Here is a 12,892-nt window from a genome sequence, read left to right on the forward strand (position 1 = left end):
CTCACCATCCGAAGAACTTGTTGACGTCGATCACGTGTTGGCGGAAGCCCTCGGACTTGGCCAGGAGCGGTACGCCGACGTGGTCGACGAGCTTGCCGACCAAGTAGTCGGCGACGGTCACGGAGGTACCTACGAACCCCGGCGCGGCACTGATCAAGTTGACGCCGGCATGTGTGTAGTCGCCCTTCTTCAGGTCCCCGTAGGCGCCGGTGAGTGCGATCGCAGCGCCGAAGAGCGGGGTGAGGCGGACCGCGCCCTTGACGTTCTTGGCCAGGGAGGCGGCCTCCGGGGCGACTTTCGCGGCGGTCGCGGCGGTTTTCGCGGCGACCGCCGCACCGGTCCTCGCCGCCCCCTTGAACCAGCCGGCGGCCGTCGCGCGGAACGCCTTGGCCGCCGCGGCCGCCTTGGCCGCGGGCTGACCCCGCTGGCCGAGTTTGACCGCCCCGCGCCCGGCACCGTACAGCCCGTCCTTGCCGGCCGCCCGCGCCGCCGCGTCCACGGGGTTGGCCACTCCTCGGGCCGCTGCTTTCCGCCCCTCTTCGAGGATGTTGTGGGTCGTGCCGGCGGTGGCCTCTTGACCTCGCGCCAGCGCCAGGTTGGTCGTGTCCAGGGCTTTGGACGGAGCGCTCGCGAGCTTGTCGAACACGTGGTGGATGGGAGTGCCCTTCGCCAGCCCGGTCACGTGACGAAAGCGCCTTCCGACCGCCGAGAAGGTCTCCCTGGCGTGGTTGATCGCCGTGCCCACGGCCCTGTTGGAGCCCGGACCGCCGCGCCTCTCCGTCAGCCACTCCACCTCGTCCCGGAAGCGCTGGAGGTTCGTCTTGAGGTCCTTGCCCCCGTACCGGTCGGAGAGCACGTGCTGGGCGGCGTCCTCCCAGGCCTTCGCCACCTTCCCGCCGAGCAGCCCCTCGTGGGTGACGGCCGGGAGCGTCGACTCCAGGCCGTCGGGGTCGTGCAGGGTGACCGGGTTGCCGCGGGCGTAGGCGTACAGGTTGGGCCCGTCGGCGGCCGGGCCGGCCGGGTCGGGGCTCGTCCAGCGCCCGAGCCAGGGGGCGTAGAAGCGGGCTCCGTGGTGGCTGAAGCCGGTCTCGGCGTCGGTCTCCCGGCCGGTGAAGCGGTAGCGCTTGAGGCTGGTACGGGCGGCGCCGGCCGCCGACCGGAAGGAGGTGGTGCCGTACGGGTGGTACTCCTCGTAGGACAACAGCCGTCCGTCCTGGTCGAGTTCGACGGTCGCGCTGCCCAGCAGGTCGGTCAGCTGGTACCGCAGGAGCGTGCCGTCGGGGGTGTCTCCGCCGGTGGTGGTCTCGGCGAGGGCGATCCGGCCGTGCTCGTCCTCGGCGTGCACGGTGGTGCGGGTCAGGGTCCCGGTGGCGGCGCCCTTCCTGACGTACCGCTCCCAGGAGCCGCAGTAGATCCGGGTCTCGGTCAGCCCGCCGTTCCCCACGGTGGCCCGGACCCGCTGCCCGTGTTCGTCGTACTGGTAGTGGGCGGCGCCTCCGCCGCCGAGCTCGGCGCGTACGAGCCGGTCGTCGGCGTCCCAGACGAGGGCGGACAGGTGGGGCATCGAGGTGACGCAGCCCTCCTCGTCGTAGGTGTAGCGGGCGGAGTGGGTGCCCGCAGGATCGCCGGGGAGGCTGGAGCCGAGGAGCCGGTCGGAGTCGGCGGCGATCTCGTGCCGGCGGGTCCAGCTGCCGTCCGGTCCGGCGGTGTGGGTGAGGGCGAGCAGGTTGCCGCCCGGGTCGTAGGCGTAGGACTCGGCGTAGCGCCGCATCGCCGTGGCGTCGTTGGCGTGGGGCAGCGGGTGCACCTGCGGTCCCCCGGGTCCCGGCATGCCGGGGGCGGTCTGTCCGATGTGTTCCCGGCCGGTGGCGCCGGTCAGCCGGTACGCCGCGTCGTAGGCGTAGTCGCGGGTGGCGGGGACCACGGCGTTGGCGAAGAACAGCGTGTCCTGGGCCCGGTCGGCGGTGGCCGTGACGTTCCCCACCGGGTCGTAGGTGTACTCCAGGGACTGGAGCAGTTCGCCGTTGCCGGCCCGGCTGGTCACCGTGGACAGCCGGAAGGTGTCCGGCTCGTAGGTGCTGAGCGTGGTGGTGCCGCAGCCCCGTTCGAGCAGGGTGCGGCGGCCGTGCTCGTCGTAGTCGATGTCGCGGACCAGGAAGCGGCGCTCCTCGCCGGGGACTTCCAGCTCCAGCGTCTCGGGGAGTCCGGCCTCGTTGTACGAGGTCCACAGCCGGCTGCCGTCGGGCCGGGTGATCTCCGTCGGCCGGTCCAGCGCGTCGTACGCGGTGCGGGTGCGGAGCTCCTCGTCCTCCAGGAGTCCGGCGGCAGCCCGGAGCGCGCGCTCCGGGTCGGTCTCGTCCGCGAGGGGCGACCAGTCCGGTTCTCCGCGGGGGTCCAGGGCGAACCGGCGTACGGTCTCCAGGGTGTTGCCCTTGAAGTCGACTTCGGCGGTGCGGGTGGCGCCCGCTCCGTCGAGGACCAGGCACGCCCTGCCGCGGAGGTTGGCCTCCGCGGGCCGGGTGAGGGACTCGCCGTAGAACCAGCGGGTGCGCAGCCGCTCGGTGCCGCCCGGTTCGGTGGCGTAGGCGTGGGTGGGGCGGCCGGGCCCGTCGTGGCGGTGCCGGAAGGACGTGCCCCTGCCGTCCCAGGCGCGGGCCGGGCGGCCGGCCGCGTCGAGCAGGGTCCATCGCTCGCCGACGCCCGCGGTGCGTACGTGGGCGGGGCGGCCGAGCATGTCGAAGTGCTGCTCCCGGACGCGGATGCCGCGGGGGTCGAGCACGGCCGTCTCGTTGCCCTGGGCGTCGAGTTCGACGGTGGTGACCAGTTCCCGGCCGCCGCCGAGGTCGACGACGGTGACGCGGGGGCGGCCGAGCGCGTCGAGCCGGACGCGGGTGGGGGTGTCGGCGTGGGCGTCGGTCAGGACGGCGGCCCGGTGCCGGGGATCGCTGTCGGGGAGGGCGAGGCGTTCGCGCTGCCAGCGGCTGCCGCGCACGGTGTCGTTGCGGTCCCAGTCCGTGTGCTCCCAGGCTCCGGTCACCACCCGGCTCCCGGTGCCGTCGGGGTACTCGGTCCGCTCCGGCCTGCCCAGGGGGTCGTAGTGCAGGACCGGTGTCACCCCCCGCTCGACCATCTCGGGTTCGGTGTCGTAGCCGGGGTCGGGGGAAAAGTAGGGTTCGTACTTCTTGACCGGGTTGCCCCGGGCGTCGTAGACGGTGCGGCCGGTGCCGACCCAGCGGGGCTGCCCGGACACCGCTTCGGCCCGTGCCTTGACCAGCGCGGTGCGGGCGGTGCCGTCGGCGTAGGTCCACGACTCCTGGTACGCGGTGCCGGGGTCCCCGTGGTGTTCCCTGGCCAGCTGCCGGAAGCGGGCGGGGACGGTGTCGAGGGCGTAGGAGAGCCGGGTGGTCGGGTCGTCCCCGCGGGCCGGTTCCGGCCCGGACAGGTCCAGGTGGTCGCCTTCTCCCCGGTCGGGCTTGCCGAGGACGGCGGTGGCGACCACGAAACCGAGGGGGTCGAAGCGGACCCCGAAGCGGTTGCCGTTGGCGTCGGTGAGCAGCCAGGGGCGGCACACCCGGTAGTTGAGGGCGGCGCGGGTGAGGTTGCCGGCGGGGTCGGTGAGTTCGGTGGTGTGCAGCAGGTAGGGGTCGTATCCGATGGTCCACCGGGCCCCGAAGGGGTCGACCTGGGCGACGGGCAGGTAGCAGCGGTCCGGGTCGTGGATCTGGCGCGGGGCGGGCGCCCACCACAGTCCGTCGCGCCGTACGTAACCGGCCTCGGTCAGGGCCGTGTCGCTGACGCGGTCCCCGTACAGCTCGTGGACCTGGCCGTCGGCGTACGCCTGGCGGTAGCTGGTCCAGGGCAGGGCGCGCAGTCCGGTCCCGCCGGGCGGCAGTTCCTCGGCCAGGTCGTCGGAACAGTACGTGTGGCGGGTGCGGGCGATCAGTCTGCGCTGCGGGTGCGCCCCGGAGAAGGGCTCGTGGAAGGGGACCTCGTCCCGGGCCGCCGCCTTCAGGAGATCCGCGAGGGCACCGGCCGCGAAGAGGCCGGTCCGCGCGGACGGTTCGGCGAGGCCGATCTCGTAGCCGCGCTCCTCGACCGGGGTGCCGATCCGCCAAGGGCCTCCGGCCGTGGTGTCGTGGGCCGGAAGGTGCTCCTCCACGGTCAGCCACAGCCGTTCCTGCTCGGGGCCCGCGGGGACGGCGCGGGGGTAGGCGATCCGGGCCGAGCGGAGCACGGTGCCCCAGTCGTCGAATTCCAGGGTGAGTTCGTGGCTGATCCGCGGGTCGTCGGTCTTGCGCTCCGTGTGCAAGGTGACGGTTTCGCCGGGGACCGCGAGGACCACGCAGTGGGGTCCCGCGCCGTGCGGCTGGAGCACCCGCAGCAGGTGATTGGTCTCGGTGACGGCGTACGGCATGCCGAGGGCGCCGTCGCGGTCCTCGGCGAAGACCTCTTCGCGGAGCGGGTGGCCGCGCAGGGCCCGGGCCGCCTCGCGGGCCTCCTCGGGGGTGAGCCCGGGGGGCAGGGGGGTGTCGGGGAGGAGCGGGCCGGTGTCGGGCAGGTACGGGTCGGGCAGGTGCGGGTCGGGGCGCCAGTACTCGCGGGTGAGGCCGGTCGAGACGCGCTCGTCGGTCCAGCCGGTGTGCTGCCAGCGGCGGGTGACGGCCGGCGGTTCGTACGTCCGGTCGCCGCCGGCCGGGTAGGAGAGGGCGTCGCGGTGTTCGACGTAGCCGAAGCCGCGGAACTCGCGTTCCGTACCGTCGTAGTGGCCGTGCCGGTACCGGTAGGAGGAGACCTGGACGGTGCCCGCCACCTGGTCCTCGGTGCGCACCTCGGCGACGACCTGGACCGGAAACGGGAGGCGGGTCAGCCAGGGGCGCCCGGCGGCCTCGTCGGCGAGCCGCTGGGAGGTGGAGGACTCGTAGCGCAGGGTGGTGCGCAGCCCCATGCCGTTGCTGACGGTGCGCAGCAGATGGGGTTTCCCGTCCGCCATCAGGTCGACGTAGCGGATCTGGGGCTCGGGGTCGGGGCGGGGGTCGGTGAGGACGAGGCAGGCGGTGCCGTGGCCCAGCAGATCGGTGACGGCGACGTCCGGGGCCGCGGGGGCCTCGACGGGGAGGGTTTCGGGCGGGCTCCAGGAGTTGCCGGACTGGTTGAACCAGACCCGGACGCGGTCCGGGCCGGCGTAGAGGAGGTCGGCGGGTGCGGAGCCGTCCACGTCGGCGAGGTGGACGCGGCGCGGGTCGAAGCGGTCGGGGTGGTCGAAGTGGGGGGCGCCGTCCATGGTCACCTTGGGGCCGAACCGGCCGTGGCCGAGGCTGGGCCAATACACGGTCTCGCCGTTGCGGATCCGGACGAGGTCGGTGAGCCCGTCTCCGGTCATGTCGGCCAGGTGGACGGCCTGTTCGGGGTCGGCCAGCAGGAGGCGGGGGCCGCGCTCCTCGGTGCGGGCAGCCGGCACGGAGCGGCTGTCGCCGAAGCCCTCGGCGCCGAGGGAGGGGTGCCAGGTGAAGCCTTCGTCACCGTCCAGCAGGACGTCGGCGAGTCCGTCGCCGGTCAGGTCCACGAGGTGGACGCCGGGCGAGTTCCAGTCCAGGACGGGGAGCGTGCGGAAGGGGGCGAACGGGGCCCAGCCCCGGTCGTCCGTGCGGTGGTGGTGGCCGGGTGCGGGGCCCTGGAGTTCGGCGAGGGAGAGCCGCCCGTCCCCGGCCAGGTCGAGGAGGCGGCGGCCACGGGCCAGTCCCCCGCCGGAGGGCAGCGGGTCGACCGCCGCCGGAGCGGCGAGCAGTCCGCCGCCCCGGTTGGGCCGGTAGTACCAGGCTCCGTCCGTCTCGGTGAGGAGCCCGGAGATGCCGTCGCCGTCGAGGTCGGCCCACCGGCTGCCCCGCCCCATGGCCGGCGGCGCGTCTCCGGGAGCCGCGCGCAGCGGGCGGGTCTCGGAGGTGACGGTGCGTTCGGTGTACGTGAAGGTCAGCGCGGGCAGTTCGGCGCTGACCGGCCCTTCGGCGGCGGGGGCGTACCCGCGGTGGGTCACGGAGGCCAGCTTGGTGGCGACCGGATCGGCACGGTGGTGGAGGTCGGTGGAGCTGACGAGGACGGGATCCGCCCCGAGTTCGGGGATGCGGTGGAACATCAGGATGCGGCGGCAGAGGCGGGCGGTGCGCACTTCGAAGCCCGGCCGGCGGGTGGAGAAGGGGTCGGCGCGCGCCGTCCACGGCCGGGCCTCCTCGGGGGTCGGCGCGGTGTCTTCGTGCTCCCCGTAGTCGAGGACCGCCTCGAAGCAGAAGCGGCGGCCGGATCCCGGGTCGGGGTTGCCGTAGTGGATCCGCTTGAGCAGCCGGTCGGCGGTGACGGGTCCGTCCTCCGCCTTGTACGTGTAGCGCGCCAGGTTGCCCCGGTCGTCGGCCGTCTCCTCCAGCAGCCAGCGGAAGACGCGGGAGGGGTCGGCCGGGTCGGCGACACGGGCGACGGGGTCGCGGCCGAAGATGCTGGTGACGTTCTCCCGGGAGGTGACCCGCCAGTGGGTGTCGCCCGTCCCGCGCTCCCGCCAGCGCTCGATCCGCGCGAACAGCCCCTCGGTGCGCGGCCGGTAGCAGGTGACCTCGTACGGCCCTTCGGTGCGGGCCGCGGGGAACACGGCGGGGACCAGGTCCTCCGCACCGGACAACTGGAAGACGTCTTCACCGTCCAGATAGCGGGGCAGCCCCTTGTCCGTGGTCCGGGAGACCGAGGGCACGTCGAGCGACCAGCCGAGCCCGAAGGGCCCGTTGCCGGACCCGGAGTCGTACGACAGCGTCAGCTTCGGCCCGACGCCGCCACGGGCCGGGGTGAGGGCGATCGGCACCGCCAGCGAGGCGGTGCCGGTCACCGGCCCGGCGCCGAACCTCTCCCCCATGCCGCGAATCGCACCACCTGCCTTGGGCAGGGAAAGGGCGGGAGCGGAGGGTGCGGAAGGGGTGGGAGAAGTGGAGGAATCGGACCGGCCGGGCACACGGCTGTCAGCGGACACGCCCACATCCTTATGGGCGATTCAGTTCAGGCACATCCCCTAATCGTGTGAATTGACTGATCCGTAGGCCTATGGGATGGCGTGGGTCGGGGCGTGGGACTCGGGTGGGTCGTGCGGGGCGTGGGTGTCGTGGGTGTCGTGGGTGTCGTGGGCGTCGTGGGCGGAGCCCGATTCCAGAGTGCCGCCCAGGTGGTCGTGGAGGGGGGTCAGGGCTTCCGGGGAGGGGGCGGTGACGATCCACAGGTCGCCGACCAGGTAGGCGCCCCCGTAGGCGCGGGACTCGGCGAGCCAGGCCTCGCGGCCGGCGCCGGTGCTGAAGGTGGCCATCCGGTAGGCCTGCGGGCCCACCTCGCACGCGCCTTCGCGCAGTTCCTCCGCGTCCACCGTCACCTCGGCCCGGCAGCCCAGGGCCTCGGCGATCCGGTCCAGCGGCGCGGGGGCCGGGGCCGCGGCCCGGGCGGGGGCCGGGGAGGAGGGCCCCGGTCCGCCGCAGCCCGCGCAGAGCAGGGAGGCCAGCAGTACGACGGCACAGGGCACAACGTGGCGGGCGCCGATGTGGGGCGGGTCGGGCAGCACGGCGGCCCCCTCAGGAGGCCGCCGGGATCTTCTTGCCCGCGTCGTCGACCGCGAACCAGAGTCCCTGCTTGCCGTGCCCGTTGGTCTGGCCGGGCGCGGTGTCGCCCGTGAACAGGTAGACGGGCCAGCAGTCGATCGTCAATTGCTGTGTTCCGTCGGGGCGTTTGACCGATCCGACGAGCCCGGCAGGGATGTCGGACACCTTCGCCTTGTCCACGGGCGCGGCGGGTTTCCAGGTGTTGAGGCAAGCGTCTAGGCAGCCGAATTTCATCGGCCAGGCACTGTCCTTGTTGAACCGGTAAAGGGTGCGGCCCTGGGAATCCACCAGTAGCTTTCCGAGTTTGGCGTCGGTGGCCACGGAGAGGGCGGATCCCTTCTTTTCCGGCGCCTTGCCATCCGTTGTTTTGTTGTCGATGGCCTTTTTGCCGTTCGGGGCCAGCGCGTGCCAAGTGCCGCCCACCCCTTCGCCCTTCGTGTCGCCCGCCTGGGTGTCCTTCGCGTACCGGTACACGGGCCAGCCGGCGAGCGTGAGCTGCCGGATGCCGTCGGGCCGTTCGACCGCGCCGAGCAGGCCCGCGTCGATGCCCGCGGCGACCTTCGCGTCGTCCGCCGGGACGGGCGGCCAGGTCGTGGCGCAGGCTCCTTCACAGGCCGAATGGGACGGCTCGGCCGTGTCCTTGTCGAACCGGTAGAGGGTCGCTCCGGACCCGTCGGTGACGACGCCGCCGATGCCCGGGGCCTCCCGGACCGCCAGCTCGCCGGCCTTTGCCGACGCGGCCGGGGCGGCCGCTGCCGCCGGGTCGGCGCCTGAGCCGGAGCCTGAGCCTGAGCCGTATCCGCTGTCGCTGCCGTAGCCGTCGCCGATGGCCTTGTCCGCGGCGGCCGGCCGCACGGAGTCCACGGTACGGAGGGAGCGAGAGCCCCCGCCGCTTCCGCATCCAGCCGTCAGCAGAAGTACCGCCACCATCGATCCCGTCGCGGTGGCCACATGAAGCCTGTTGCCCATGATCTCTCCTCGGAATTCCGTCCGGCGTGTTTTTCCCAAGGCCATTCATAGGGCCGGAAGGGCCACCCTCATTCGAAATCCCGGGAATTTATCAGATCGCGCCAAAGCGTGAACTCGGCCTGCCCGCGGCCGTGCACCGGCCGTTCATTCCTGGATGCGCAGGGCGAGCGCCGGGCAACGGCGCACCGCACGCAGCGCCTTGGGCCGCAGCCGTCCGGGGACCGGCATGACCCCCTGTGCGGGGTAGCCGTCGGCGTCCAGCCGGACCACGTCGGGCAGCAGGTCCACGCACAGTCCGTGGCCCTTGCACAACGTCCAGTCCACGACGAGGCGTTCGGGGTTCTCGTCGGCCGGCAGCGGCAGCGCTCCCAGCACCCGGCGCCCGCAGCCGCTGCCCAGTGCGTGGTCGCGGAACTCGTCGGGGAAGACGGCCAGCGCCGAGGCCACGAAGGCGGACGTACCGTCCGGGTGGGAGCACGCGCCACGGCCGAGCACGCCGCGCATCCGCGCCTGTACCGCGTCGAGGGCCGCCCCGCCCCCGCCGCCCACGAGCTGCTCCACCGCGTCGGCGAGCGCGGGAAGCCCCCGGACGCACGGGCCGCACTGGCCCGCCGATTCCTCCGCCATCCAGCGGGTGACCCGGGCCACCTCACCCGCCGGGCAGGTGTCCTCGGGCAGCGGCAGCACCGCGCCGGCCCCCAGCACCGCGTCGTACGCGGCCAGGGACCGCCGGGAGAGGGCGGCCTCCCGCGCCGCCGCCGGGGCCAGCCACCGGCCGTGGTAGCCGCCGACCAGCACGCCCTGGCCGGGCACGGTTCCGCACAGGTCCAGGACGTACGCCAGGGAGGTCCCGAGCGGTACCTCGACGACGGTCGAGCCAGCGACGGTGAGCAGGGTCGTTCCGGGTTCCGCCGGCAGGCCGGCCGTTCGGTACTCCTGAGCCCCGATCCGGGCGGCGACGGCGAGGTGCGCGTACGTCTCGGTGTTGGACAGCAGGGTGGGGAGCCCGCCGAGCCCCCGCTCGGCGGTGCGCACCTTCTGCCCGGACGGCAGGGCGGGCCCGCCGTCCAGCCCCTTCACCAGGGCCGTCCCCTCCCCCGTGACGAACCGTTCGGGCAGTCGGACGACGCGGACCCGGCGGCCGGCCGGGCCGCGCTCGGCCACGGCCGCGCGGAGGGACTGCTCCACGTCCTCCCGGGTCACGCCGACGACCACGTCCTCGGCTCCGAGGGCCGCGGCGGCCAGCAGGGCCCCGTCGAGCACCAGGTGCGGTACGTGCAGCAGCAGAGCGGCGTCCTTCAGGCAACTCGGCTCCCCTTCCGAGGCGTTGACGACCACGGCGGTGCGTCCGTCGCGTCCGCGCGCGGACCGGGTGACGGCCCGGAGCTTGCGGGCGAACGGAAAGCCCGCTCCCCCGCGCCCTACCAGGCCGATGTCCTCGGCGAGCGCCACCAGGCCCTCCGGCGGGTACGGGGGCAGCGCGCCGTGCACGCTCAGATGGCCGGCGCGGTCGAGCCGGTCGGCGGCGTCGAGTCCGGCGAGCAGTCTGGGCTGCCCGACGCAGCCGAGTACGGGCCGTGTCACTCCGCTCATCGCCGCCCCCGCACTCCGTCGACCGGCTCACCGGGAAGGTCCGGGGCGGGGCCGGGGCCGTGTCGCGGGCCGGGCCCGCCGGGGGCGAACACCTTGGGGCGCGACTGCCGGGTGAGGCGCGCGGTCAGCAGCTCGGCGGCCCATTCCGCGGGCTTGCGCACGAAGGGCGCCGGGTTGCGCGGCGGTGCCTGCCCCGGCACCCGGGGCGCACCGGGCGTCCCGGCGGGCGGCCGGACGGGCGACGCGCGTAGCTGCGTACGCGACTGAGTACGCAGCTTCGCGCGCAGGCGGATCACCAGTACTCCCGCGACGGCGACCAGGCACAGGGCGTAGGCCGCCGTCACCCAACCACTCGCGGGGCGCCCGGACTTCAGCCCGTGGACGAGCGAGGCGCCCCAGGCCGGGTACGCGCCCACGTGCAGGGCCCGCCACCACAGCGAGCGGCCCCGGGTGGCGAAGACGCTGCGGGCGGCTCCGGAGACGGCCACCGCCACGAAGAGGTATCCGGCCAGGGTGCCGAGCCCGATGAGCAGCGGCCGGTCGCCGTCCGCGAACGGCAGGACCACGGCCGCGGCGTCGGCCTGGGACCGGGCGACCTTGATCCATATGTGCAGGCCGAGGAAGGCGAGTCCGGCGACGGCGAGGCCGCGGTGCACGCCTTGGGCCGCCAGGCGGTGGGCGGAGGCGAGGAGTCTGCGGTCCGTGGCCGCCAGGCCCCACAGGACGGCGCCGGTGAGCGAGACGAGCGAGAGGACGCCCGCCCCGTAGTCGAGGAAGTCCCACAGGTGGGTCAGGGCGCCCGCGCGCGCGGACACGACCAGTGCGGACAGGGCTGCCAGGAGCGCCGCGCCCAGGGCGGCGGGGTGCGGGCCCCCGGCCGCGGACAGCAGGGGCGGCCGCCGGACCGCCCGGCGGCCGGCGGCGGGGGCCGTGCCGGGGTGGCGTCTGGCGCGGCGGGCCCGGTGCGAGCGTGGTGTTCGAGTCTGGAGCAAGGGCATGTGGTCTCCCAAACGGCCGGGCCCGAGCACTTGCGCCGCACGCTCGGCACCCGGGGGTGGACGTCGCAACCGCTCCTCGGCGGGCGGGAGATGGACACTTCGCCCACCGGGCCGGCCGGGAGCGGGGGCCGGAGTGCAGAAGCATCGTGGAGCTTCGCAAGCCCTCCACGGGATTTATCGAAACGTGATAATTTCTGGCCCTCGCACAGCCATCGCATCGAACATCCCCGGAAGATTCCCTTCCAGTGGTGCGGTTGCGACGGGGTTGACGCCTGGTTCGCCGCCGCACCTCCCCGACGGCGCTTGGGCAGAGGCCGCGGGACTGCAAGCGGTTGGCATGCTCCTGGAGGGAGTACGGGGCGCTCGACTCCCCTGCCGGCTTGGCGTCGGCGGGGTGGGAGGAGACCCCGGCAGGTTTGCCACCCTCCCACGGGGCACGTCACACCCCGGCTTGAACGAGGTAACAATGTGCGAACTTCTGAACCGCATCTGGTCCCGGCCACGGGGCGAGTGGACCCGGGTCCTGCGCAGGGAACTGCCCACGCTCGCCGCGGGGATGGTGGAGGAACTGCGGGAAACCCTTCCGGGGTTCTCGGCGCTCGTCGAGGACGCCGACGCCGAAGTGGTCAGACAGCGGCTGGAGACGGCCCTGCTCACCGCCCTCGGTTACCGCGAGGCCGCCGGGGAGGAGCGGGGCGACCCGCACCCGGCGGAGCGGGAGCACCAGGACCGCGAGCACCAGAATCGCGAGCACCAGGACCGGGAGCAGCCGGACCGGGAGCCGTTGGCTCCGCTGAAGGTCGTGCCCTCGCAGCGGACGGGCTCGGTGCGCGAGCTTGCCCGGAGGGAGCTCTTCGCCGTGCTCACGGGTGACATGCCCCTGTCCGATCTGGCGCTCGCCGACCTGGCGAGCGCGGCCGGCTGGCCCCTGCCCGCCGCCGTACGGGCCATCGTGCCGGCCTCTCCGGGCGAGACCCAGCAGCTCGCCGCCCTCCTCGACGACTGCCTCGGCGGCATGGCCGGGGGGCAGCCCTGTCTGCTCGTCCCGACCGAAGACCCGGAGGCGCGCACCGCGCTGGACTGCGCGCTGCGCGGCCGGTTCGCCGCCGTGGGCCACCCCGTCGCGCCCCGCGACAGCGCCTCCTCCCTGCGCTGGGCGGTACGGCTGCTGTCGCTGACCCCGACGCGCGCCGGTCTGGACGTACGGGCCGTCTACGTAGACGACCACCTCTCCACCCTGCTGCTGCTCCAGGACGAGCCGCTGGCACACGCTCTCGCCGCACGCTGGCTGCGCCCCCTGGCGGACCTGACCCCACGCCAGAGCGAGCGGCTCGAAGTGACCCTGCTGGCCTGGCTGGAGGGCGGCGGAGCGCCCGAGGCGGCCAAGGCGCTGAGCGTGCACCCCCAGACGGTCCGCTACCGCATGCGCCAGCTGGAGAAGCTCTTCGGTCCCGGCCTTCGGGACCCGCGAACCCGTTTCGAACTGGAACTGGCCCTGCGCAGCCGCCGGCTGATGGCCCAGGTGCGGCTGCGGCCCTCCCGCGGCAGCCGCCGGGCCCGTGTGGTCGCCGCCGACTTCCGCCCGCCGCTGGGCGCCGGGCGCATCGCCCGCGTCAACGGCCTCTGATACCGACGCCGGCTCCCACGCAAAGCGGTGGCGGGGGCCCGCGCGCGGGTGGCGGGCGCGCTAGAGACTGCGCCGCGCGGGCGGGC

Annotated in this window: 6 protein-coding genes; 1 reads left to right on the forward strand and 5 read right to left on the reverse strand. The window is 74.1% G+C overall.

Annotated elements, in window-relative coordinates:
• Window position 1: 1 nt before the first annotated feature.
• From ACFXDJ_RS01850 to ACFXDJ_RS01870, 5 genes are all read right to left on the reverse strand, one after another.
• Window positions 2-6,892 (reverse strand): SpvB/TcaC N-terminal domain-containing protein, encoded by a 6,891-nt coding sequence (locus ACFXDJ_RS01850; RefSeq protein WP_384847485.1) that lies wholly within the window; start codon window positions 6,890-6,892, stop codon window positions 2-4.
• A gap of 183 nt (window positions 6,893-7,075) precedes the next feature.
• Window positions 7,076-7,582, reverse strand: a complete 507-nt coding sequence (locus ACFXDJ_RS01855; protein ID WP_384651604.1) for a hypothetical protein — start codon at window positions 7,580-7,582, stop codon at window positions 7,076-7,078.
• Window positions 7,583-7,592: 10 nt separating this feature from the next.
• Window positions 7,593-8,633: an SCO0930 family lipoprotein gene (locus ACFXDJ_RS01860; RefSeq protein ID WP_384651606.1), complete on the reverse strand. Its 1,041-nt coding sequence runs from the start codon at window positions 8,631-8,633 to the stop codon at window positions 7,593-7,595.
• A gap of 99 nt (window positions 8,634-8,732) precedes the next feature.
• A complete protein-coding gene (locus tag ACFXDJ_RS01865; RefSeq protein ID WP_384651608.1) occupies window positions 8,733-10,181 on the reverse strand; it encodes an NADH-ubiquinone oxidoreductase-F iron-sulfur binding region domain-containing protein in 1,449 nt (482 codons plus the stop codon).
• Entirely contained in the window at window positions 10,178-11,179 is a 1,002-nt protein-coding gene (locus ACFXDJ_RS01870; protein ID WP_384847488.1) for a hypothetical protein, read from the reverse strand. The genes ACFXDJ_RS01865 and ACFXDJ_RS01870 overlap by 4 nt, the downstream gene beginning before the upstream one ends.
• 466 nt (window positions 11,180-11,645) lie before the next feature.
• Between ACFXDJ_RS01870 and ACFXDJ_RS01875 the strand changes: the two genes are divergently transcribed.
• Window positions 11,646-12,806 carry a PucR family transcriptional regulator gene (locus tag ACFXDJ_RS01875; RefSeq protein ID WP_384847491.1) on the forward strand — a complete coding sequence of 387 codons (1,161 nt, stop codon included), beginning with the start codon at window positions 11,646-11,648 and terminating at the stop codon, window positions 12,804-12,806.
• Window positions 12,807-12,892: the final 86 nt, after the last annotated feature.

Source organism: Streptomyces sp. NPDC059443, from assembly GCF_042750105.1.
Taxonomy (GTDB): Bacteria; Actinomycetota; Actinomycetes; order Streptomycetales; family Streptomycetaceae; genus Streptomyces.